Genomic DNA, 22,721 nt, shown 5'->3' with positions numbered 1-22,721 from the left:
GTCAACCAGATCGAACTCCACCCCGGCCTCCAGCAGGCCGAACTGCGCGCCTTCCACGCCAGGCACCACATCGCCACCGAAGCCTGGAGCCCCCTCGCCCAGGGCGCCGTCCTCACCGACCCGGCCATCACCACGATCGCCGCACGCACCGGCAAGTCCCCCGCCCAGGTCGTCCTGCGCTGGCACCTCCAGCTCGGCAACATCGTCATCCCCAAGTCCGTCACCCCCGCCCGCATCCGCCAGAACCTCGACGTCTTCGGCTTCACCCTCACCGACGACGACATGACCGCCATCACCGCCACCGACCGCGGCCTGCGCACCGGCCCCGACCCCGACGAATTCAACTGACCCCACCAGCCAGCCCCCGTCTGCCGGACAGCGCCCCAGGCACCGTCCGGCAGAGTGCTGGTCAGGGGCGGCGCGCCACGAAGACGAACTCCCTGCCCGGCCGGTCGGGCGCGTCCCGGACCTCGTCCACCGCATAGCCCTGCGCGGCCAGATCCTCCTCGACCTCCTCCCGCTCCCGGAAACGCAAGGTCGAGTCCGAGGTCAGCACCTGCCCGTCCGCCGCGAACACATACGTCCAGCGGAACGTCACCAGCGGCAGTTCCACCCCGACCAGCTCGACCCAGCTCTCCACGGACCCGGCCCCCGCGACCTCCGTCACGCACCACGACCGCTCGCGGGTCCACTCCTCCCAGGCCCGCCGGGCCGGATCACGGGTCTCGAAGACCAGCCGCCCGCCGGGCGACAGCGCCGCACGGGTGTGACGCAGCGTCAGCCGCCAGTCCCGCGGATCAGCGATGGCCTGGGCGACGTTCGCCGTCATCGTCGCGAGATCCACCCGCAGCGGCAACGGCCCCGTCGCATCCCCGTGGATCCACCGCACCCGCTCACCGCCCGGCTTCGCCCGCGCGACACCGAGGGACGCCAGAGCGGGTTCGACACCGGTGACCTCGATGCCGCGCCCGGCCAGCAGCAGCGCGAACACCCCCGTCCCGCACCCGATGTCCAGCACCCGCCGCGCCCCGAACTCCCGCACCATCCGGAGATAGGCGTCGAGATCGCTGCGGTCGGGATCGAGCGGATCGTAGAGCGCGGCGAGCCGCGGATCCGCGAAGCATTCGTCAGCCATACGGCCGAACGTACGCAACCCCCGCCCCGGCCGGCCATCCTCTTCCGCCCGGCGGCCGGCCGCCGGAGAGCCCCCGCCCCTCAGGACGCCGGCGGGCCGGTGGTGCCAAAGCGCCTGCGGTACTCGGTGGGCGTGGTGCCCAGATGACGGGCGAAGACACGGCGCAGGGTCTCGTCGCTCCCCAGACCGCTGAGACGGGCGGCGGACGTGATGCTGTGACCGTCGAGAAGGAGCTGCTGGGCACGGTCCAGCCGTACGCGCTCGACCCAGCGGGCCGGAGTGGTGCGCACCCCGCTGCGGAAGAGCCGGGTGAGGTGGCGGGTACTGACGGCGGCGGTGGCGGCCATGGCGGGCAGGCTGTGATCGGCGGCCGGATCGGCGAGAACAGCGGCGGTGAGCGTACGCAGCAGGTCACCGCGGACGGGAGGGGTGGCCAGCGCCGCGGAGAACTGGGACTGGCCACCGGGGCGCTGCATGAACACGACGAGCTCACGGGCGACCCCGCGGGCGGCCTCGGGGCCGTGGTCATGCTCCACCAGCGCCAGGGCCAGATCGATCCCGGCACTGATCCCGGCACTGGTGTGGAAGCGGCCGTCACGGACGTGAAGGGCGTCGGGCTCGACCCGCACCCGGGGATGGCGCAGGGCCAGCGCGCGGGCATGCCGCCAGTGGGTGGTGGCCCGGCGGCCGTCGAGCAGCCCGAGTCCCGCCAGGACGAAGGCGCCGGTACACACGGAGGCCACCCGCCGGGCCTGCCCGGCCAGCGTCCCGGCGGCGGCCAGCAACGCCCCGTCAAGCCCCTCGCCGGCCAGACGGTCGGCCCCGGCGACGACCAGGGTGTCCAGCGGCCCGGCGTCGTGCGGCGCGGAGGTGGCGGCCAGCGTGACCCCGCTGGAGGTGGTGACGGGCCCGCCGCGAGGGGAGACGAGGACCGTCCCGTAAGCGTGGCCGAGCCGCGCCGCCCGGTGGAACACCTCCAGCGGACCGCTGACGTCGAGCAGGGTCACGGCGTCGAAGACGAGAAAGCCGACCCGCCGCGTCATGTCTTAATCCGTGGTGCATGTGGCTGTACGGACATGGCGCCAGCCTAGGCCGCGCGCGACCGTGGAGGCACCAGCCGGCCCGGCCCCTCAAGGAGACACCCCATGACCACCGAGACCTCTCAGACGATCGCGGGCGTACGCGTCCCGGACAGCGCCCTGGCGAGGGAGGCGACCGAGCTGGTGCGCGAGGCGGCCTCCCCGCTGCTGTTCGACCACTCGCGCCGGGTGTTCCTGTTCGGGGCCCTGCGCGGGGCCGAACAGAAACTGGACTTCGACCCCGAACTGCTCTACATCGGAGCGATGTTCCACGACCTCGGCCTGACCGGCCGCTTCGCCCGCACCGACCAGCGGTTCGAGATCGACGGAGCGGACGAGGCGCGCCGCTTCCTCCAGACGCACGGCATCACCGGCGAACCGGCCCAGCGGGTGTGGACCGCCATCGCCCTGCACACCACACCGGAGATCCCGCTCCACATGGCCCCCGAGATCGCCCTGGTCACCCGCGGTGTGGAACTGGACGTCCTGGGCATCGGCTACCACGCCGTCACCGACGAGCAGCGCGCCGCCGTCGTCGCCGCGCACCCCCGCCCCGACTTCAAGAACCGTATCCTCGCCGCGTTCACCGACGGCATCAAGGACCGCCCCGGCACCGCCTTCGGCAACGTCAAGGCCGATGTACTGGCCCACTTCGTCCCCGGCTTCGAACGCGGCGACTTCGTGGAGGTCATCCAGCACTCCGACTGGCCGGAGTGACCCCCCGCCCCGGCGGGCCTGCGCAGACCGCGGCGCGCCGGGGCCCGGCCGCCCGCAGAAGCGGCGGCATCGCGCTCTGCCCGTCATCCGCCTCTGCCCGTCGCGCAGGCGCGGAGACCGTCAGGCCCCGTCCCCGCCCGGCTCCCGGCTGCCCGGCGACTGCTTCCGGGTACGGCTGAACCCCCCGGCGGAGACCCGGGCGGCGAGGGTGTCGCCGGGACCGGACAGCAGGGAGCCGTAGCCGGTGGCGGCCCACAGGCTGCGTTCGGCGGGCACCTCGAAGTAGGGGACGGTACGGCCCCGGTCGCGGACCGCCAGCACCCGCGGCGCGCGGCGGGCGCGCAGACACTGCCCGCAGTCCTCGCAGACCGCGACGTCGGCCCGCTCCCGGCGCCCGAGCGGCCGCCACACCGTGCGGCGCACGGCGGTGCCGTGCCGGGGGTCGAAGAAGCACAGCGGAAGCGCGGGGGAGCCGGCCAGCGCGGAGCGCCCCTCGGCGACCAGGGCCAGCACACCGGCCAGATCGGGCAGCCCCTGTGCCGCGTCCAGTACCCGGCCGGCCGCGTCGTACGCGTCCAGCACCCCGCCCAGGCCCGGGGTGCTCTCGGCGTCCTCCACGGCCCGGCCCAGAGCGAGGAGTTCATCGGCGGCCCGGCGGCGCAGCCCGGCCTCGTCGGCGGCCAGGTCGGCGGCGAACACGGCGTCGGGGAAGGCGAAGGCGGTGGGCCGGGGCGTGCGGCGCCGCCGCACCAGGAACACGGCACCGGCGGCCGCGAGCACCGCCACGACGGTCACGAGGACGGTCCCCGTCCCGCCGCCGGAGGAGCCGGAGACGTTCTCGCGGACCTCTGGCCGGGCCGAATGCTCCCTGTCGATCCGGGCGGTCTCGGCCCGGTAGACCTCGGTGCCCTTCTTGTCCTTGACCAGGTCCACAGCCCTGGAGATCCGGGCGGCCAGCCCGGCGTCGTCGAGTTCCTCCAGGAACCCGACCGCGGCGGCGGCGTCGCGGGTCTGGTGGGCGTCGGTGGGCCACTCGGTGCCGGTGAGCCACTTCCCGTACGAGTCGTTGGTGATCAGGATCAGCCGCCGCAGGCCCAGCCGCTCCTTGAGCACCGAGGCGAGGGCACGGGCCTCGCCGTCGTAGGCGTCGCCCTTCTCCAGGGGCACCAGCGCCACCTTGACCGGCAGCCCGGTCCTGGTGATCTGGTCGGCCAGGTCCTGCTGCTGGGAGGCGTTGACGGCGGCGGCGAAGGACGGGTCGACATAGACGGGGCTGCTGGCCAGTGCCCGGGCGATCGCCGCCGCGGACGGACCGGTCCGGGGGGTATCCGCCCGTGCGGTGCCGGGGCCGGCCAGGGCCGTGCAGGCCAGCAGCGCGGCCAGCAGTCCGGCGGCCCGGCGGGAAAGGGCCCCGGCCGGGCGGCGGCCACGGGGCGGGCGGGGGAAGGCTCCGGGCAAGCGGTCACTGGACACTGGCGGACTCCCTGGCCCTGAGGATGAGTGCGTCGATTCCTTCGAGGGCGGCCGGCAGGACCGGACCGGCCTTGTCCCAGGAGACCCGGGCGCCCCCGCTCGTCGCGGGCAGGCTCAGCAGCCGTCCGGCGGCCGCCCGTTCGCAGTCGGCCCCGCTGGCGCCGACGCGGAAGGCGCCGCGGCAGCCGAGACAGAGCCGCGCGGACCGGGGGCCGGTGCCGTGCTCGGCCAGCCAGGCCGGAACCCGGCCGCCGGTGGCCTCGCCGTGCAGCGGATTGAGCCTGCACACGGCGGACGGCGGCCGGTCCCCGAGCGAGGCGAGCCCGGCCCGCGCGAGAACCACGACCGCCACCAGGGTGCCCGCCTCGCCGGCCCGGTCCGGGCGCGGCCCGTCACCGGTTCCGGCCAGCAGCCCGGCGGCGTCCAGACAGTCCCAGGCGCGGGCCCGGCCGGGCGCGTCCCGCGCGGCGGCGGCCAGCTGGGCGGCCAGCTCACGGGCATCGGAACCGGCCCAGGCGCGCAGCTGCCGCACGGACGGCAGCGCGGTGACGCGCCGGGGCCCGGTGCGCCGGGACGGCGCGGGCTCGGCCGGGGCGGTACGACGGGAGCGCCGCAGCAGTACGCGCACAAGCGCCCGGAGCAGCCACAGGACCGGCAGCAGCACGCACAGCAGCAGGGCGCCGAGCATGACCCCGGGCCCGAAGTCGCTGCTGAACAGGCCGGGCAGCCGGTTGTCGTGGAGCGGCGGCAGCGCGGTGTCGCGGGCCCAGGCGTCGCCCCCCTCGTCCGGCCCGGCCTCCGCCACGGCGTCCAGGACCTTGTCCAGACGCGGCATCACCCGCAGGCCGCCGTCGCCGCGGTACTCCGGGTAGGAGACCGAGGACGACAGGCTCCGGAAACGGTCCGCGGCGTCCCGGCCCGTACCGAAGGTGTCCAGGTCGATCACCCCGGACACCGGATCGACCAGCACGTAGACACCGTCCTGGCCGGTGCGCTGGTGGACCCGGGCGAGCAGGAGGCGCCGGTCGCCGCCGCTCTCGTCGTCAGAACTGCTCGCCGTGACCAGGACGCGCACCGGCCCCCGGGGCACGAGTGCGGCGATCCGCCGACGGAGCGCGGACAGGTCCGGGCCGCTCAGCACGTCCGCGGTGGACGGGTCCTGGTAGACCGGCCCGGCGGCGAGCCCGGCGGCGGCCTCCTCCACCCGGGCGCCCAGGTCGTCCTCGGTGACGCGGAGGTACGGGCCGTCGACGGTCTGCGGGAAGACCGCGGGCGCGAGCTGCACCACCGCGATCACGGCGGCCACCACCGCCACCACCGACACCGGCAGCACACCGCGCCGCCGGGCCGAGAACCAGGCACGCGCCCCGGCCCGCTGCCTCACCGCCGACATCCCCGGATCCCGGCCCTTCCCGCCGCCCTCGCCCCGGCCCCTGCCCGGGTTCTTGTCCGGGTTCTTGTCCAGGCGGACCCGCCTTCTGTCCGGGGAAGCGCCCCCGGCCGTCCGCGGCCTGCGCAGGGAGAGCCGGACGCCGAGCGCCAGCACCAGACCGGGGACCACCACCACGGCCAGGCCGAGCAGCAGATTCTGGTTCTGCCGGTCGGTGGCACTGATGTACTGACCGGGCCTGCCGTCCGTGCGGTAGCGCGCGTACAACGCGTCGGCCCGGGAGGCGGCCCGGTCCCGCCCGGAGGCGATCGCGTCGGCGAACGACTCGAACGCCGCGAGCGGCCCCGCCCTGTACGGGGTGCCGTACAGGGCGACGCGAAGGGCCTCATCGGCAGGGACGTCGACACCGAACGCGGAGGCGTAGAGGGTGTTGTGGCCGCTGATCAGCACGTACAGGCCGTCCTCGCCCAGCCGGTCGTGCACCAGCGCGAGCAGGGTGGCATCGCCCGCGGGCAGCGCCAGTACATAGGTGGGCACACCGGTACGCCCGGCGAGCGCGGCGATGTCCGGGGCGAGCGAACGCGGCAGGTCGCGGGGGCGGGCGGCCGAGACGTACACCGGATTCCCGCGCAGCTTTCCGGCCAGGCGCTCGGGCTGGGTAGCGTCGCCCGCCGCCGTGGTGCCCGCCGCCGCGGTACCGGGTGCCGCGGTGCCCGGCGCGGGGGACGGGCCGTCCGCCACGCCCGCCCCGGTGCCGCCGAGCAGCACGAGAGCCGTGAGCACGAGCGCCGCACCCGTCCGGGCCCCGAACACCCCGCTCTGTCCCCGCGTCCTTGCCAGCGTCCGCATCAGCGAGCCCTCCCCGGTGGTTCGGCCGGTCACTCTACCTATGGCCTGTTCCCGATAAGTACGGACGCCTCCCGGTCTGAACCAGGAGCCGAATGCCCGCAAAGAGACGCTCCTTGGGCCGTGCCGTGCCGGGGCACCGGCTCCAGCCCCTGGGCGCAGCGGACGCCCTCGCTTTCGCGCCCGCGCGTTCGGCAGCCGGGTTCTGCCACCGGCCGCCCCCCTGTCATTCGTGTGGGTGATGACCACGGGTGCCGCCGAACCGTACGTTGACTGTGCATGTGCGGGGCGGGCGCACGCCCTGGTCCCCTTCCGTCCGGTACCACGCTCCGGTGCCCGTCCCGGTTCCGCTCCGGTCAGCACAGTGCCCCCTCCCGCCTTCTTCCCGGCCGCATGCCCCCGGACGGCCGCCCCCCGCCCGGGGCCGGACGGACCGCCCCCTTCTGCCGGCCCGCCTCGAAAGACCCCGCATTCCCCATGTACCGCCCCGTGCAGAGGAGCTGCCTTGGCCGAGCGCTGTGCCGTCGTGTCCGGCGAGCCAGGAGAACGGTTTCCGCCGGAGCGTTCCCGGCCGCCGAAGGACGCCGCGGACCGTGCGCACAGCCGGGGCGCCGGTGCCGGGGACGACACCCCGTGACCCGGCCCCCGCACACCCTCACCGGCGCCCGTCACCGCCGGGTCGTCTCCACGGCGGGCCCGGTCGACCTCTGGTGGTACATCGCCCCGCACGGCCGCCCCGTACCCGGCCGGGTCCTGCTGCGCCACGCCGTCGCGGCCCGGCAGGCCCGCCCCGTCGCCACCGTCACCGTGATCCGCGACCCGCTCGGGCGGCCCGGACTCGCCCCGGAACAGAACCTGCCGCCCCTGCGCCTCACCGCCGCCCACAGCGGCCCCGTGACCGTGGCCGCGCTGCTCGCGGCCCCCCGGGGCACCACCCGGATCGGCATCGGCATCGAGCACCTGGCCTCCCCGCCGCCGCCGCACCTGCTGCGGTTCGCCCTCCGGCCGGGAGAGGGGGCCACGGCGTCCGGCCGGCCCGCGCCCGTACGCAGGGAGGAGTTCCTCATGCTGTGGACGGCCAGGGAAGCCATCGCCGAAACCCTGGGCTGGTCCCTGCTGCGGGCACTCGTCGACGCGGAGATCACCCTGCGCCCCCGTCTCTGCGTGGCCCGGCTCGGCCATGAAATGGCGCCGCGCGGCTGGCAGCTGATCCCGCTGACGCTGCCCGGCGCACCTCACACGGTCACCCTCGCCATCCACCAGCCCCCACCCCGCCCACGACGGGAGCACCCATGGACCTCACCGGCAGGACGGCACTGATCACCGGCGCCACCCGGGGCATCGGCCTGGCCATCGCCCACACCCTCCACGCCCACGGCGCCCGGCTCGTCATCACCGGCCGCTCCGAGGCCGCCGGCCGGGCCGCCCTCGCCAGACTCGGCGCCGGGGACGACATCGCCCTGTGCGTGGCCGACGCCACCGACCGCGGCGACGCCGAACGCGCGGTCGACGAAACGGTGCAGCGCTACGGACACCTCGACATCGTCGTCAACAACGTCGGCGGCGCCACCGACTTCGCCACCGTCGCCGACATCACCGACGACACCTGGCACCACACCCTCGCCCTCAACCTTGACTCCGCCCTCTACACCACCCGCCACGCCCTGTCCCACCTGATCCCGCAGCGCTCCGGCCGCATCATCACCATCTCCTCCATCGAGGGCCGTGACCCCGACCCCGGCCTGTGTGCCTACGCCGCCGCCAAGCACGCCCTGATCGGGTTCACCCGCGTCCTGGCCAAGGAGACCGGCCCGTACGGCGTCACCGCCAACTGCGTGTGCCCCGGCGCCGTGGAGACCGACTGGTTCACCCGGCAGGGCCCCCGCGCCGCCCGCGCCCTGGGCACCGACTACCCCGGCCTGGTCCGCCACTTCACCGACCGCACCGCCACCGGCCGCCTCACCCGCCCCGAGGAGGTCGCCGCCGCCGTCCTCCTCCTCGCCTCCCGCCCCGGCGCCGGAATCACCGGAGCCTGCATCCCCGTCGACGGCGGCGCCACCGCCTGACCCCGCCCGGGGTCTCAGACGGCTTCCTCCCGTGCCGCCGGTCCGGCCCCGGCATCCACGGGCCCGTCAGGGGCGGGGCGCGGAAACACGGCACGCACCGCGGGCAGCGCGAGCAGCGCGGCCACCGTGACGGTCTGCCACAGCGCGCCGAAGCCCAGCACCGCGGACGTGCCGGCGAGGACCGAGACGGGACCGGCGGCGGCCAGCCCGACCGGGCCCAGGGCGAACGCCCCGAAGGCGTCGTACGCGCTGACCCGGGCCAGGGAGCCCGGAGGCACCTGCTGCTGCGTGACCGTCGCGTAGAGGGTGCCGCAGACCGCCGAGCCGGCCCCGGCCACCAGCGCGGCGGCACAGACCCAGGCAAGTGACCCACCGGCGGCGAGGACGGCGGAGGGCAGTGACCAGCCCAGGGCGGACACCGTCGCCACGAACAGCGGACGGCGCGGCTGACGGCCGAGCATCGCCGCGCCGCCAGCCATCGCACCGGCCCCGTAGAGCGCCATGACCAGCCCCCAGGAACCCGCGCCGCCGAGCCGCCGCTGGGCGACGACCGGCCCCAGGACCAGGAACGGCGCCCACACGAGAAGATTGAACAGGCAGACCTGCAGCGACGTCGCCCACAGCCAGGTACGGGAACGGAACTCCGCCCAGCCCTCCCGGAGATCGGCCGCGAACGAGGAAGCGGGCGAGGCCGTCACGGCGGTCCGGGGCAGCAGGAACAGCGCGACGATGCTCACCGCGTAACTGGCGGAGTCCAGGGCGAGCACCCAGGACGCCCCGGCGACCGCCGTCAGGACCCCCGCGAGCACCGGTCCCGCGACCGACGCGAACGAACGGGCCATGCCCAGCAGCGCGTTGGCGTCGGAGAGTGTGCCGCCCTTCGTGAGGTGCGGGACGAGGGCGTTGAGCGCCGGGGTGAACAGAGCCTCCGCCGCGCCCCAGAGGGCGACCAGCGCGACCAGCGTCCACAGCCCGGGGGAACCGCTGAACAGGGCGACGGCGATACCGGCCTGGCTGAGGCAGCGCACCACATCGGCGGTGATCATCACCTGACGGCTGCCCAGACGGTCGGTGACGACTCCGCCGACCAGCAGGACGAGCAACAGCGGCAGGATCCGGGCCGCGAGGACGATGCCCAGCTCGGTACCACCCCCGTCGTTCTCCAGGACCGCGAAGGAGACCGCGATCGAGGCCATGGACGAGCCGAGCAGCGAAGTGGCGTACCCGATGAAGAAGAGGCGGAAGTCGCGTGCGCGGACGACCGCCAGGCGGTGTGAAAGGGACATGCGCGCAGGCTGCACGGACCGGAGGAGGACACGCCAGAGCCTCCGCCCAAATAACCTGAGCCGACTCATGTCAAGTTAATCTGTCGTCAGCACCCGCAGAAGATCCGTTTACTGCGGTCTGTTCGGATGGAGGGAACGTGAACCAGACCGCGAACCCGGTGGAGTACGCCGTCGCCGCCGACCGGTTCCTGTCCGCCGCCGCCCTGGGCGCGGGATCGCGCCGCGTCTACCGGATCGCCCTCACCACATGGGCCTGGGCACTGGTGGACCGCACCCCGCCGACGGGCGGCGAGCGACGCAACGCCCCGCCCCCGGCCGTCCCCCTGGCCCTGCTGGACACGCCGCACGCCGCGGCCCGGCTGCGCGACGCGTTCGCCGAACGGTCCGCCACGGTCGGAGCCCGCACCGCCAACCGGGAACTGTCGGTACTCGCCGCCGCGCTGCGCTGGTGGCGGGAACAGGGCTGGCTCACCACCGACCCCGCGGCGGGCCTGCGGCGCCTGCCCGTCACACAGCGGACACACGCCGAAGCCCGCCTCGGCCCGAGCCAGGCCCGAGCCGTCCTGGAACTGCCCGCCCCGCTGCGCGAACAGACGTTCTGGCACCTGCTCCACGAGGCCGGCGCGACGATCGAGCGCGCCCTCGCCCTCGACATCGACGACCTCGACCTCCCCGGCCGCCGCACCCGGGAACACGGCACCCCTCAGCTGCGCTGGGGCACGGGCACGGCCGGACTGCTCCCGCTGCTCACCCTCGGACGCGTCGACGGACCGCTGTTCAGGACGGGCCGCGGGCGGCTGTCCTACCGCCGCGCCGCGGAGATCTTCACCACGGCCACCCGCCCCCTGGACCCCCACGGACGTGGCTGGACCCTGCGCCAGCTCTCGGCCGCGGGCCAGCACCGGACACCGCCTGCCGCGAGCTCCGCGGCAGACGGCGCGCGGACGCGCGTCATACGCACACGAACCGGGCAAGCCCACGGCTCGTGACCGCGCGGCAGAACCGGGAGTCCCAGTCCCGCCACATCTCCCGCGCCAGCACCCCCGAGACCTGGAGGCCCGGGGGCTCGGCCGAAGCCCACAGGTGAAGGTCCCGGTCCTCGTCCGGTGCGAACCACCGGGCGGCGCCGGAAGCGAGAGGCTGCCAGCCGGGCAGATCCCGGCAGATCCCGGCAGATCCCTTGCAGTACGTCCCCGTTCTCGGGGCCGGGCCTCTGCCAGGCCAGGCCGTAGACCCGCTCCACCGCCATCCAGTGCACCGCGTCGTCCGCCGCCGGTACCCCGGGCAGCTCCTCACCGCTGTCGCGGTGCCAGTCGTCCGATTCCACGGGGCCAAGCCCGCCAGGCCGGGGCGCCACGCTGCGGGACGGACGGGGCGGTGCGCTCCTGGGCACGGCCGCCCCGGACTCAGACGGTGCCGAACACCCCGGCCTTCACACCGGCGATGAAGGAGGCGAACGATGCGGCCGGCATGTTCAGTGTGGCGGCGGCGGGGCGCTTGGAGTCGCGGACCGGGACGATGCCGCACGGGGCGATGAGGTTGGCCGCGACCTGTACGCAGGCGCCACCGTTCTCACTGTGCGAGGACGTGAACCAGCGAGGGGATTCGTTCGTCACGGGTGCCCTTTCTGGATGCTCGTAAGTGACAGCAGACGGTCGGCAGGACACCACACCTGTCCTGCCTCGCATGGGGAATGGCAGAGGGACTGGCAAACCGTACGTGTGTCAGACGGTGCCGAACGCCCCGGTCTTCACGCCGGTGATGAAGGAGGCGAACGATGCGGCCGGTACGTTCAGTGTGGCGGCGGCGGGGCGCTTGGAGTCGCGGACGGGGATCGTGCCGTGCGAGGCGGCAAGGTTGGCGGCGACCTCTACACAGTTGCCGCCGTTGGAGCTGTACGAGGACGTGAACCAGCGGGGCGATTCGTTCGTCACGGGGTGTCCTTTCGTCGCTGCTCGAAGGCGACGGTAGGCGGTCGGCGGGGACACCACAACCGCCCCGTCATACCTGGGGCATGACGGGGCGGCTGTGAACCGTACGTGTGTCAGACGGTGCCGAACGCCCCGGACTTCACGCCCGCGATGAAGGAGGCGAACGATGCGGCCGGTACGTTCAGTGCCGCGGTGGCGGGGCGCTTGGAGTCGCGGACGGGGATCACGCCGTGCGAGGCGGCAAGGTTCGCGGCGACCTCCACGCAGTCGCCGCCGTTGGAGCTGTACGAGGACTTGAACCAGCGGGGGAACCCGTTCGTGGTCGTCACAAGATGCCCTTTCGTGCCTCAATGATCATGGCCACCGATGCCGCCTGGGACAGCGCCTCGGCCTGTAGTTGATGGTAGGCGGCCAGCAGGGGCAGCACCAAGGTCGTATCGCGCTCCACATGGCCCCGCATCTGGGACTCCGCATAGGCGACTGCGGACAGATCCAGCATGGTCAGCAGGTTCATCGGAAGGTTGAACGGACGGTGCCCCGCCATGTCGAACGGGGCGATCTGGAGCACGGTGCTCGGCAGCTCGGCGAACTTCAGCAGCCGGTCGAGCTGGGCGGCCATGACCTCCGGTCCGCCGACCTGCCTGCGGATGCAGCTCTCGTCCATCACCACCAGTGTCGTGGGCGGGCGGGGGCGTACCAGGGCCGCTTGGCGTTCTGCCAGGAACGACACCCGGTCGGCGGCCTGTTCGGGCGTGATGGCGCCGCGCCACACATCGGCTTCCACCAGTGCCCGTGTGTACTTCGGTGTTTGCAGCAGGCCGGGGACAATGCCGACTTGGTACAGCCGGATCTCCGCCGCGCGGCCCTCGTAGCCCACGTACTGCGGGAAACCCTCCAGCAGTGAGCCCTGCCGGAGTTCGCGGAATTGGCGTTCGAACGTGTCTGCTGTTTCTCCGGTGCCGAAAACCTGGTCCGCGTTGCGCGAGAACCGAAGAGTCGGCATCTTGCGACCAGTTTCGACGGCGGATACGTGCGTGCCGGAGTAGCCTAGCCGACCGGCTAATTCCTCCTGCTTCCACCCGTTTTCCTCGCGTAGCTTGCGGACGCGTGCCCCGAAGGCGGCCTCGGGGCTGCTCTCGGGGTCCAACTCCTTGCGGTTCACTGGCTCCCACCTGGCTTTTCGTTCATTCTCAACAAGTTGAAGTGCTCCCGGCGCCAGGCAAGTCTAATCTCGCTCAGTAGTGGAGTGACTACAGAAGGGAGTGGCCTGTGTTCGCACGCATGGACGCCCAGGTCAGGCACGAACTGCCGCAGGAACCACCGCGGAAGCCGGATTCCGGTGACTGTCACGGGTGTCTGGAACTCCGCCGCGCCGAGGCCCTCGCCAGCGAGCGGCGCGACTACAGCGCGGCCACGGACTGCCGGGTGCTGCTCCGGCGCCACCAGGACACGGCGGGCTGCTCGCGGCGGCGAGGAGCGGAGTGAAGGAGCTGGAGCCGGAACCGGAAGAGGGGGCCGCCGGGTTCAACCCGCTGCGCTGGCCGCCGTGCGCGTGCGCGCGGTGCCGGGCCCGCCCGGAGGGCGACGGCGCCGCGGACTCCTCGGTGATACGACGGATCCGGGCCGGGGTCTGCGAGGAGAACGGGCTGAGAGACTCCCTGCGGCGTACGCGGTGAGCCCCCGGACCGGGTCGGGTCAGGACCGCAGGTAGGCCAGGACGGCCAGCACCCTGCGGTGGGTCCGGTCCGTCACCGGCAGGTCCAGCTTGGTGAGGATGCTGCCGATGTGCTTGCCGATCGCGGCCTCGCTGACCACCAGCTCCTCGGCGATCGCCCCGTTGGACCTGCCCTCGGCCACCAGCGCCAGCACCTCGCGTTCGCGCGGCGTGAGCTGCTCCAGCGGATCACGGCGGCGGCGCAGCAACTGCCGTACCACCTCCGGGTCGACGACCGTCCCGCCGTCCGCGACCCTGCCCAGCGCCGCCACGAACTCCTCCACCTGGCCGACCCGGTCTTTGAGGAGGTAGCCCACGCCCGTGCCGTCACCGGAGTCCAGCAGGTCCGCCGCGTACGTCCGTTGCACGTACTGGCTGAGGACCAGGACCGGCAGCGAGGGACGCTGCCCGCGCAGCCGCACCGCCGCGTGCAGGCCCTCGTCCTGGAAGCCGGGCGGCATGCGGACGTCCGTCACCACGATGTCGGGGGCCTGCTCCTCGACCGCCGCGACCAGGGCCCGCGCGTCTCCGACGGCCGCCACCACCTGGTGGCCGCAGCGCTCCAGCAGGCCGATGAGCCCCTCGCGCAGCAGCACACTGTCCTCGGCCAGCACTACGCGCAGCGATCGGCCGTCCCGGTCAACTCGCAAGGAAACTCCACACGCAGCAGGGTCGGCCCGCCCGGCGGACTGGTCAGCGCAAGTCTGCCATCCAGGACCGACACCCGGTCCGCGAGCCCGGTCAGGCCGCTGCCCGCCGCGGCGTCCGCGCCACCGCACCCGTCGTCGTACACCTCCAGGAAGAGCCGCCCGCCGTGATGGCCGCCGCTGATCCGCGCACGGGCGGCCCCGCTGTGCTTGGCGGCATTGGCGAGCGCCTCGCAGACCACGAAGTACGCCGCGGCCTCGACGGCCCCGGACGGACGGCCCGGCAGCTCCAGCTCGACATCGACGGGGACCACGCACCGGTCGGCGGCGTCGTGCACCGCTTCCGTGAGCCCGTAGTCGGTCAGGACCTTGGGATGGATGTTGTGGATGAGCTCGCGCAGCTCGGCCAGCGCCCGTCCCGCGTCCTTATGGGCCGCGGTGAGCAGATCGGCGAGCGGGCCGGGCGGGACGTCCAGGCGGGCCAGCCCGAGCGTCATCGACAGGGCCACCAGACGCTGCTGGGCCCCGTCGTGCAGATCCCGCTCGATACGGCGCCGCTCCGCCTCGAAGGCATCCACCAACCGGGCCCGGGAAAGAGCGAGTTCGACCACCCGCGCGTCCAGCTCCCCTTCCCGCGAGGCGATCAGCAGCCGGGCCAGCCCCGCACGGGCGCCCGCCACGGCGCCGAGCACGTACGCCCCGGCCCCCAGCAGCACCAGCCCCAGCACAAAGAACCCGAAAGCGGCCGGCCAGGTGGTCACCGTCCACTGCTTCAGCACCTTCACCTCATCACCGCCACCGACCGTGGCCATCAGCAACGGGGCAGCCGCCACGGACAGCGGACAGAGCAGCGCGGCCCCCACCGCAAGGGCGTCGACCGGCCACAACAGCCCGGCGAACAGCAGCGCGTACCCGAACTCCCGCCAGGTCGCCTGCTCCCGCAGCCGGGTCGTCAGCCACGCCCACAACCCCGGCGCCCCAGGTGTCCGGTGCCGCCCGGACACCGGCCCGCCGTCCACCAGACGCAGCCTGCGCCGCTCCACCCAGGCCACCGGAATCCCGGCCAGGGCCACCAGGACCAGCAACGGCAGCCCCACCAGGACGACGACGAGCACACCACCGGCCAGCGTCCCCGCCACCAGCCCCACCAGGACGACGGCACCCATCACCGCACCGCTGAGCAGATACCCGGCACAGCGCCAGGGCCACACCGACAGCAGGAAACCCGGCCGGGACATCGCCTGCCACACACTCCGCACATCCCGAGAACGCATGCGCACGACCGTAGACGGCCCGCACCCGCCAGGAACGTCGGGGCGCTGTTGCCGGAGGCTGCCGGCGCGCTGCCGGGGGTCCGGCCATCCGCCGGCCGTCCGACGGCGGCCTGCCCGGCGGGGCCTGCCGCCTTCCGGGAGACGGCCGCCTCCGCACCGGACGGCTGCCCCACCCCGAAGGAGCCACCATGCACACACCGGCCACCACCACCGGCGCGGGACTCGGCGGACTCACACGGGCCCGCGTCCTGCACCCCCACCACACCCTGCCGCCCGGCACCCGGTGGGGCCGGGTGCCGGAGGTGACCCTCCTCGGCGACGCCGCCCACCTCGCGGCCCCCAACGGCGAGGGCGCCAGCCTCGCCCTGCTCGACGGCGCCGGACTCGGCCGTGCCCTCGCCGCCCGCCCCGACGACACCGAGGCCGCGCTCACCGCGTACGAGCAGGCCATGTTCCCCCGCAGCAGCCAGGCCGCCCTTCTCGACGGCGCCGAGATCCTGGAGACCGGCCACGACGGCAACACGGCCCACGCCCTGACCGCCAGGACCACCGGGAACGCCCACTGAGCTGACGGTCCGGGCCGCCGCCTCCCGCGAAGGTTCCCCCACCACCCCGTGAACTCCGTTGGCGCGGCGGTCACCACGGCCGTCGCGCCACCGGCTCCCGCACCCCGGGGTATGCCTGGCCCTACCCCAGTTCTCGGCCTGCCCCTACTGCGCCGCCCGGGGTTCCCGCGGTTTCGTGGACACACCGACCAGAAGAAGCAGGCAGAGGTGGAACAGCACATGACCGAGAACGCGATCCAACTGCGTTCCGTGACCCGGCGGTACGGCGCGGGCGCCACCCTCGCCACCGCCCTCGACCAGGTGTCGCTCGCCTTCCCGAAAGGCACGTTCACCGCGGTGATGGGCCCCTCCGGGTCAGGCAAGTCGACCCTGCTGCAATGCGCCGCGGGCCTGGACCGGCCCACCTCCGGCAGCGTCGTCATGGGCGGCACGGAACTGACCGCACTGAACGAGACCGGACTGACCCGGCTCCGCCGGGGACGCATCGGCTTCGTGTTCCAGGCGTTCAACCTGCTGCCCGCCCTGACCGCCGAACAGAACGTCGCCCTGCCGCTGCGACTGGGCGGACACCGCCCGAAGAAGGCACAGCTGCGCGACGTGCTCCAGCAGGTCGGACTCGGCGACCGGGCCCACCACCGGCCCTCCCAGCTCTCCGGCGGCCAGCAGCAACGCGTCGCCCTGGCCCGCGCCCTGATCACCCGCCCCGAAGTACTCTTCGGCGACGAACCCACCGGCGCACTCGACTCCCGCACCGGCCGCGACGTACTGGCCCTGCTGCGCACCATGGCCGACCGGGACGGCCGCACGGTCATCATGGTCACCCACGACCCCCTCGCCGCCTCCTACGCCGACCGCGTCGTCTTCCTCGTCGACGGCCGCGTCCACGGCGAACTCACCGGCGCCCGCGCCGAGGACATCGCCGCCCGTATGACAGGGCTGGAGGCCGCACCGTGCTGAGCACCCTCCCGCACACCCTGCGCACCCACTGGGTCACCTTCGCCGGAAGCTTCACCGCCCTCGGTCTGGGCGTCGCCCTGATCACCGTCATGGGACTCGCCCTGGCCTCCGGCGCCGACACCCCCGACCGGCGGCCCGAACGGTTCGCCGCCGCACCCGCCGTCGTCCAGGGCCAGCGCACCCTCACCGTGCCCACCCCCGCCGGAGACCGCACCCACCGCCTCGCCCAGCCGCGCACCGTACCCGACGCCACCCTCACGAAACTGCGCCGCCTCGGCACCGTCGTCCAGGACCGCTCCTTCCCCGTGCACACCGGGGACGGCCCCGCCGGCCTGGTCGGCCACCCCTGGTCCACCGCGGCCTACGCACCCTACGAACTGCGCACCGGACGCGCACCGAAAGCCCCCGGCGAAGTCGTCGTCAGCGGCGCCCGGACCCTTCAGGGAACCCGGATACCCACCACCGAAGGCACCGTACGCGTCGTCGGCACCGTCACCCCGCTCGGCTTCGAGAACGCCGTGTTCTACACCGACGCCCGCGCCGCCGCACTGTCCCCGCACACCACCCAGCTCGTCGTCGAAGCCGACCCGGCGGCCGTACGCGCGACAGTGGGCACCGACCCGGGCATCCAGATCCTCACCGGCGACGCACGCCGCTACGCCGACGCCGACCCCGGCCGCGACAGCCGGGCCCGCACCGCGATGAACGCCCTGTTCGGCACCGCGGGAGGCGTCAGCGCCTTCGTCTGCGTATTCGTGGTCGCCTCGACCTCCGCGTTCGCGGTGGCCCAGCGGCGCCGCGAGTTCGGGCTGCTGCGCACCGCCGGAGCGACCCCGGGCCAGATCCGCCGCACCGTCACCCTCGAAGCCCTGGCCGTCGGCGTACTCGCCTCGGCCACCGGCTGCGCCCTCGGCGCCCTGGGAGCCCCGGAACTCGCCGCATGGGCCGTCGGCGAACACCTCGCGCCCCGCTGGTTCACCATCGGCGACCACACCTGGCCCTACCACCTGGCGTTCTGGACCGGACTGCTCGCCACCCTGTGCGGAGTGACCGCCGCGTCCTGGCGGGCAGGACGCACCGCCCCCGCCGAAGCGCTGCGCGAAGCATCCGCGGACACCCGGACCATGACCCGGGGCCGGCTGCTGCTCGGCACCGCCCTGCTGCTCACCTCCGCCGTGACCCTGGCCCTCGCCCTGGCGACGGACCCGGGCGAACTGCTCCAGCGCAAGACCTACATCACCCGCCCGATGCTGCTGATCACCGCGGCCGCCCTGCTCGCACCCCTCCTGGTACGGCCACTGACCCGGCTGCTTACCTGGCTTCCGGCCCAACTGCCGGGAGCCGGAGGGATGCTGGTGCGGGAGAACGCCGCCGCCGGGGCGCGCCGCACCGCCGCCGTCGCGGCGCCCGTACTGGTCATGGTCGCCCTCGCGGGCTCACTGCTCGGCGCCACCACCACCCTCAACGGGGCGAAGGCCGCCGAGGCCCGCGCCCGTACGGCCGCCGACTTCGTACTCACCCCGGCGGGCCCCGACGGCTTCGGCCCCGCGACCCTCCAGCGCCTGCGGGCCGTACCCGGAGTCACGGTCTCCCCGAGCGCGACGAGCGCCGTGTACGTCCTGGAGGACGGCGTGGCGCTCATCAACGCGCAGGCCACGGCCGCCGAACCCGGCCCGCTCGCCGCGACCACCCGCCTCCCGCTCATCGCGGGCCGCCTCACCGACCTCGACGACGACTCCATCGCCGTCACCACCGAATGGGAGCGGCACACCGTGGGGGAACGGGTCGACGTGTGGCTCGGCGACGGCACGAGGAAGAACCTCAGGATCGTCGCCGTCATGTCCACCGGCACCGGCGACAACGGCGCTCTCCTCACCCCGCACAACGCCCCCGGCGCCCCCGTCGGCCGGGTCGACGCCCGCCTCGCCGACGGCACCGACCCGGCCACCGCCGCCGCCGGACTGCGCCGCGCGGTGCACCCCTCGGGCGGGCACGTCCGCACCAGGGACGCCTGGCTCCGGGCGGCCTACCCCGTCACCGACCGGACGACCCGGGCCGGATTCCTCCTGGTCCTCGGCATCGCCCTTCTCTACACCGGCATCTCACTGGCCGCCACCATGGCCATGGCGGCCTCCGGCCGGGTCCGTGAACTGGCCGCACTGCGCCTGGCCGGTGCCACCGGGCGGCAGGTGCTGCGGCTGGTGGCCGCCGAGGCGCTGACGGTGGCCGCGGTCGGCGCACTGCTGGGGGCGGCGGTCGCCGCACTCAACCTGCTGGGCATGCACGGCGCGCTGGCCCTGCTCTCGGTGCGCGCACCCGCAGGGATGCCGTGGGCGGAGCTCGGCACGGTCACGGGCGCCTGCGCGGTGCTCGCCACGCTCTCGGCGCTCGTCCCGGCCGCCCTCACCCTGCGGCGCGGGGCGGCGAGTTCGGCAGGGGTGCGCGCATGACCCCGCGCGGACCCCGCCCGGCCCCGTCCGCACCTTTGCCGCGCGGGGGAGGGCGACGATACTGGCCCGATGGGATTCCTCGTCTTCATGACGCTGCCGGGACTGGTCCTGCTCCTCACCGCGCTCGCCCTGATCGACCAGGTGCTTCTGAGGGCGGGCAGGGCCGGGCTGCTGCCCTGGCGGAACAGCGCCCGGCAGGGGCAGGTCTCCGCGACCGGCTTCGAGCAGCTGCACGCCGCCTTCTCGGCGGGCAAGCAGCACGCACTCAAGGAACGGCAGTCGGCACTGATCCTGCGCGACGACGAGGAGGACGGCGCCCCGCCCCACCGCACCGAGGTGGACCTGGTGCGCGGCACGGCGGTGATCCGGCTGCCGGGAACCTGCTGACCGGCCGGGCACAGAACACCCCGCCGCCCGCGCGGTACCGGCCGGTGCGCACCGCGCATAGGCTCCCCGGATGACGAAGGTGCTGATCTCTGCCGACATGGAGGGCGTCTCGGGAATCGTGCACCCCACCGAGACGAACCCGGACGCCTACGACTACGAACGCGGCCGCGCGCTGATGACGGCCGAAGTGAACAGCGTGATCGCCGGTGTCCTGGACGCCGACCCCACCGCCACGGTGCGGGTCGCCGACGCGCACGGCCCGTTCCGCAACCTGCTGCCGGAACAACTCGACCGGCGGGCCCGGCTGGTCCGCGGCAAACCGCGCCCGCTGGGCATGCTCGGCGGCCTCGACGCACACACCGACGCGGTCCTGCTCATCGGCTACCACGCCCGCTCCGGCGGCGGCCCGGCCGTGCTGGCCCACACCATGAACGACGGCATCCTCGACGTACGCGTGGCCGGGCGCTCCATGGGCGAGATCGGCCTCAACACCGCCATGGCCGGACACCTGGGCGTCCCGGTCGTGCTGCTCAGCGGCGACGACCGCGCCTGCGCCGAACTGCACGACCTGGTCCCCGCCGCGAACACCGTCGCGGTCAAGGAAGCCCTCGGCCAGGCCGCCGCCGTCACCCTCCACCCCGGGGAAGCCCGGGAACTCCTGCGCCGTACGGCCGCCGAAGCCGTCGCCCGCCGCGCCCAGGTCCCCCCGCTCACCCTCACCGGACCACTGGACATCGAGGCCGACCTCTTCTCACCGGTCACCGTCGACCTGGCAGCCCTCGTACCGGGCGTCTCACGCACCGGGGACGGCCGCACGGTCGCCTTCACCGCGGCCGACTTCGCCGAGGCCTACCGCCTGGTCCTGCTGCTCGCCCAACTCGCCACCATCAAGCCCCGGTAGAGCCTTCGGCGTCCCGGCGGACCGGGAGGTGACGCCGGACCTTCCCGACGGCCCGCGGCGTCCGCGACGGCCGTCGGGAAGGGGCCGCGGCCCGGACGAGGAGAGCTCCACGTGCCCCGGGCCCCGGCCGGGCGGCCGGACTGCACCGGAGCGCGGCGCCCGCACCCGGGCGCCGCGAAGACGCCCGGGACGCGAGCGCCCCGGTCAGGCCTCGGGAAACAGCAACGCGCCTTATGGACATACATCGCATTTATGAAAAAATAGGAGATGCCGCATACGGTGAAACAGGCGAGAGGAGCACATCATGATCGCCAGGCTGCTCAGCAAGCTGTCCTTCACCCGCAACTACGGCGCGTACGGGGCCCACGACTGGGGTACGTCCGCCGACAAGGCCTGACCGCACAGCCGGCGGGCACTCCCGGGCTCCCGCCGGCCTCAGGCCGGGCCTTTGGCGTCATCGGCCTGCACAGGCACGAGCGCCAGGGGCGATCTCATGGGCCGGATGAACGAGCCGCCGCAGCTGCCCGACGGCAGCTTCGCGGCCTGGAACCGCGACCGGCTGGCAGCGGCGCGCCGTGGCGCTGCCGAGTGCGGGGACGTCTGGCAGCTGGAACCGGGTGTCTGCGTAGCCGCCGCAGCCGGGCCGTGTGAAGCGGTCCTGCACCGCGCGCAGGACTTCCTCAAGCCGTCCTCCCCCCTCTTCCCGCCGTTGAAGCGGGCTGGCGGAGCACCTGCGCCCGAGGAGCACGCCCACGCGCGCGCCGTCCGCATGCGCGGGCTGCGCCCGCAGGCCGTTGCGGCCCGGACCGGTGAGATCGCGTCCGGCACCGCCCGATGCGCCGACCAGTGGCCCACGGACCGGGACGTGGAGATTCTGCCTCTGGTCCGGCCCGTCCTGGCGGAGACCGGCGTGCGCTACCTCTTCTCCGAGGACGCTCCCGCCCTGCTGCCCTTCGCCTGGCAGCTCTTCGAGGCCCGGGAGGTGCTCGTGCGCCCCTCGCGCTGGGTATGGCCGCGCTGGGTTCCCACCCCGGCACGGCGGTTCCGTACCCGTCAGCAAGCCGCCTTCACCAGCGCTTTGCGGGCCGTCGTCCGCCAGCGCCGTTCATCGGGCCAGCTCGGCGACGACGTGCTGGGGCAGATGCTCCGGCCCTCCTCCCGCTACGGCCTGCTGCCGGAAGAGGTCATCTTCGACACTCTCCCCGGAATCACCGTCGCCACCTTCGAGACGCCTTCCCGGGCGGCCGGATGGATCCTGCTCCACCTGGCCCGGTACCCCTGGGCAGCGGACCGCATCGCGGCCGAAGCCGCCCTGCTGCCCGCGGACCCGGCCACGACGACCAGTACCCACCTCGACAGCCTGCGGTACACCCAGGCACTGGTGCGCGAGGTGCTCCGGCTGCACCCCCCGAGCTGGCTGCTGACCCGGCGCGCCTCACGGCAGGCCCAGCTCGGCGGCTACACCATCGACGCCGGGTCCACCGTGCTCGTCTGCCCCTACACCGCCCACCGCGACGCACGGCAGTACCCCGAGCCGGACCGGTTCCAGCCCGAGCGCTGGCTCGGCGATTCCGGCTCACCGGCCAGTCCCGGGGTCTTCCTCGCCTTCGGTACCGGGCCGCACGGCTGCGAGGGAGCCGCCCTGGCCATGGCCATGCTGACGCTCCTGACCGCGCAGACCGCCCGCCGCTACCGCCTGAGCGAGCCGCCCGGCCCGGAACCCGGCTACCGGGTCACCACCTTCGAAGGGCTCGCAACCGCCGGCCTGCGCCTGCGCGCCGTCGGGGGAGACCCGTGACGCTGACGACCGGGCCAGCAGATGCCCCGGCGCCGTCACCCCGGATCACCTGAACCGGCGGCACTGCGGCACCTGTTGCGCCCGGCCATCCGCCCGAGGGGACG

At 74.0% G+C, this 22,721-nt stretch carries 23 protein-coding genes and 1 pseudogene; 13 read left to right on the top strand and 11 right to left on the bottom strand.

The window, feature by feature from the left end; translation table 11 throughout:
- On the top strand, positions 1–348 hold a 348-nt coding region (locus tag ACFVWY_RS27070; RefSeq protein ID WP_389877020.1), incomplete at its 5' end, for an aldo/keto reductase.
- Positions 349–409: 61 nt separating this feature from the next.
- Here ACFVWY_RS27070 and ACFVWY_RS27065 read toward each other — a convergent pair.
- Both ACFVWY_RS27065 and ACFVWY_RS27060 read right to left on the bottom strand, forming a co-directional pair.
- Complete coding sequence (locus ACFVWY_RS27065; RefSeq protein WP_389877018.1) at positions 410–1,135, bottom strand: class I SAM-dependent methyltransferase; 726 nt, start codon at positions 1,133–1,135, stop codon at positions 410–412.
- A gap of 80 nt (positions 1,136–1,215) precedes the next feature.
- Positions 1,216–2,178 carry a GlxA family transcriptional regulator gene (locus tag ACFVWY_RS27060; protein WP_389877017.1) on the bottom strand — a complete coding sequence of 321 codons (963 nt, stop codon included), beginning with the start codon at positions 2,176–2,178 and terminating at the stop codon, positions 1,216–1,218.
- A gap of 102 nt (positions 2,179–2,280) precedes the next feature.
- On the opposite strand from ACFVWY_RS27060, the gene ACFVWY_RS27055 reads away from it, so the two are divergent.
- A complete protein-coding gene (locus tag ACFVWY_RS27055) occupies positions 2,281–2,931 on the top strand; it encodes an HD domain-containing protein (protein ID WP_389877016.1) in 651 nt (216 codons plus the stop codon).
- A 120-nt stretch (positions 2,932–3,051) separates the two neighbouring features.
- Here ACFVWY_RS27055 and ACFVWY_RS27050 read toward each other — a convergent pair whose 3' ends face one another.
- The gene (locus ACFVWY_RS27050; RefSeq protein WP_389877015.1) at positions 3,052–4,404 is read right to left on the bottom strand and encodes a hypothetical protein; all 1,353 of its coding nucleotides are present in this window, start codon (positions 4,402–4,404) and stop codon (positions 3,052–3,054) included.
- The gene (locus ACFVWY_RS27045) at positions 4,394–6,676 is read right to left on the bottom strand and encodes a hypothetical protein (RefSeq protein WP_389877014.1); all 2,283 of its coding nucleotides are present in this window, start codon (positions 6,674–6,676) and stop codon (positions 4,394–4,396) included. The genes ACFVWY_RS27050 and ACFVWY_RS27045 overlap by 11 nt, the downstream gene beginning before the upstream one ends.
- Before the next feature lie 597 nt (positions 6,677–7,273).
- Between ACFVWY_RS27045 and ACFVWY_RS27040 the strand changes: the two genes are divergently transcribed.
- Entirely contained in the window at positions 7,274–7,960 is a 687-nt protein-coding gene (locus ACFVWY_RS27040) for a 4'-phosphopantetheinyl transferase family protein (RefSeq protein WP_389877012.1), read from the top strand.
- The gene (locus ACFVWY_RS27035) at positions 7,933–8,706 is read left to right on the top strand and encodes an SDR family NAD(P)-dependent oxidoreductase (protein ID WP_389877011.1); all 774 of its coding nucleotides are present in this window, start codon (positions 7,933–7,935) and stop codon (positions 8,704–8,706) included. The genes ACFVWY_RS27040 and ACFVWY_RS27035 overlap by 28 nt, the downstream gene beginning before the upstream one ends.
- 14 nt (positions 8,707–8,720) lie before the next feature.
- Here ACFVWY_RS27035 and ACFVWY_RS27030 read toward each other — a convergent pair whose 3' ends face one another.
- Complete coding sequence (locus tag ACFVWY_RS27030; RefSeq protein ID WP_389877009.1) at positions 8,721–9,992, bottom strand: MFS transporter; 1,272 nt, start codon at positions 9,990–9,992, stop codon at positions 8,721–8,723.
- A gap of 137 nt (positions 9,993–10,129) precedes the next feature.
- Between ACFVWY_RS27030 and ACFVWY_RS27025 the strand changes: the two genes are divergently transcribed.
- Positions 10,130–10,981, top strand: a complete 852-nt coding sequence (locus ACFVWY_RS27025; protein ID WP_389877007.1) for a hypothetical protein — start codon at positions 10,130–10,132, stop codon at positions 10,979–10,981.
- Positions 10,982–11,398: 417 nt separating this feature from the next.
- Here ACFVWY_RS27025 and ACFVWY_RS27020 read toward each other — a convergent pair whose 3' ends face one another.
- From ACFVWY_RS27020 to ACFVWY_RS27005, 4 genes are all read right to left on the bottom strand, one after another.
- On the bottom strand, positions 11,399–11,608 hold the full coding sequence (locus ACFVWY_RS27020; protein ID WP_389877005.1) for a DUF397 domain-containing protein: 210 nt from the start codon (positions 11,606–11,608) through the stop codon (positions 11,399–11,401).
- 108 nt (positions 11,609–11,716) lie between these two features.
- Positions 11,717–11,926: a DUF397 domain-containing protein gene (locus ACFVWY_RS27015; RefSeq protein ID WP_389877003.1), complete on the bottom strand. Its 210-nt coding sequence runs from the start codon at positions 11,924–11,926 to the stop codon at positions 11,717–11,719.
- Between the two features lie 110 nt (positions 11,927–12,036).
- Positions 12,037–12,252 carry a DUF397 domain-containing protein gene (locus tag ACFVWY_RS27010; protein WP_389877002.1) on the bottom strand — a complete coding sequence of 72 codons (216 nt, stop codon included), beginning with the start codon at positions 12,250–12,252 and terminating at the stop codon, positions 12,037–12,039.
- The gene (locus ACFVWY_RS27005; protein WP_389877000.1) at positions 12,249–13,085 is read right to left on the bottom strand and encodes a helix-turn-helix domain-containing protein; all 837 of its coding nucleotides are present in this window, start codon (positions 13,083–13,085) and stop codon (positions 12,249–12,251) included. The genes ACFVWY_RS27010 and ACFVWY_RS27005 overlap by 4 nt, the downstream gene beginning before the upstream one ends.
- 107 nt (positions 13,086–13,192) lie before the next feature.
- On the opposite strand from ACFVWY_RS27005, the gene ACFVWY_RS27000 reads away from it, so the two are divergent.
- Positions 13,193–13,408: a hypothetical protein gene (locus ACFVWY_RS27000; RefSeq protein ID WP_389876998.1), complete on the top strand. Its 216-nt coding sequence runs from the start codon at positions 13,193–13,195 to the stop codon at positions 13,406–13,408.
- A complete protein-coding gene (locus ACFVWY_RS26995) occupies positions 13,405–13,599 on the top strand; it encodes a hypothetical protein (protein WP_389876996.1) in 195 nt (64 codons plus the stop codon). The genes ACFVWY_RS27000 and ACFVWY_RS26995 overlap by 4 nt, the downstream gene beginning before the upstream one ends.
- Positions 13,600–13,618: 19 nt before the next feature.
- Here ACFVWY_RS26995 and ACFVWY_RS26990 read toward each other — a convergent pair whose 3' ends face one another.
- Entirely contained in the window at positions 13,619–14,287 is a 669-nt protein-coding gene (locus tag ACFVWY_RS26990; protein ID WP_389876995.1) for a response regulator, read from the bottom strand.
- A complete protein-coding gene (locus ACFVWY_RS26985) occupies positions 14,251–15,522 on the bottom strand; it encodes a sensor histidine kinase (protein ID WP_389877025.1) in 1,272 nt (423 codons plus the stop codon). The genes ACFVWY_RS26990 and ACFVWY_RS26985 overlap by 37 nt, the downstream gene beginning before the upstream one ends.
- Positions 15,523–15,797: 275 nt before the next feature.
- On the opposite strand from ACFVWY_RS26985, the pseudogene ACFVWY_RS26980 reads away from it, so the two are divergent.
- From ACFVWY_RS26980 to ACFVWY_RS26955, 6 genes and pseudogenes are all read left to right on the top strand, one after another.
- Positions 15,798–16,124 (top strand): annotated as a pseudogene (locus tag ACFVWY_RS26980) (FAD-dependent monooxygenase); the annotation flags it as partial.
- A gap of 219 nt (positions 16,125–16,343) precedes the next feature.
- A complete protein-coding gene (locus tag ACFVWY_RS26975) occupies positions 16,344–17,081 on the top strand; it encodes an ABC transporter ATP-binding protein (RefSeq protein WP_389876993.1) in 738 nt (245 codons plus the stop codon).
- Complete coding sequence (locus tag ACFVWY_RS26970) at positions 17,075–19,531, top strand: FtsX-like permease family protein (protein WP_389876991.1); 2,457 nt, start codon at positions 17,075–17,077, stop codon at positions 19,529–19,531. The genes ACFVWY_RS26975 and ACFVWY_RS26970 overlap by 7 nt, the downstream gene beginning before the upstream one ends.
- A 69-nt stretch (positions 19,532–19,600) precedes the next feature.
- Positions 19,601–19,918, top strand: a complete 318-nt coding sequence (locus tag ACFVWY_RS26965) for a DUF6191 domain-containing protein (protein ID WP_389876989.1) — start codon at positions 19,601–19,603, stop codon at positions 19,916–19,918.
- 70 nt (positions 19,919–19,988) lie between these two features.
- Positions 19,989–20,819 (top strand): M55 family metallopeptidase, encoded by an 831-nt coding sequence (locus ACFVWY_RS26960; RefSeq protein ID WP_389876988.1) that lies wholly within the window; start codon positions 19,989–19,991, stop codon positions 20,817–20,819.
- 502 nt (positions 20,820–21,321) lie between these two features.
- Positions 21,322–22,617 (top strand): cytochrome P450, encoded by a 1,296-nt coding sequence (locus ACFVWY_RS26955; RefSeq protein WP_389876986.1) that lies wholly within the window; start codon positions 21,322–21,324, stop codon positions 22,615–22,617.
- Positions 22,618–22,721 lie beyond the last annotated feature (104 nt).

Origin of the sequence: Streptomyces sp. NPDC058195 (assembly GCF_042883525.1) — a bacterium.
Lineage (GTDB): Bacteria > Actinomycetota > Actinomycetes > Streptomycetales > Streptomycetaceae > Streptomyces.
The sequence above is the reverse complement of the archived record's forward strand: the minus strand, read 5'-3'. Positions and strand labels throughout refer to the sequence as shown.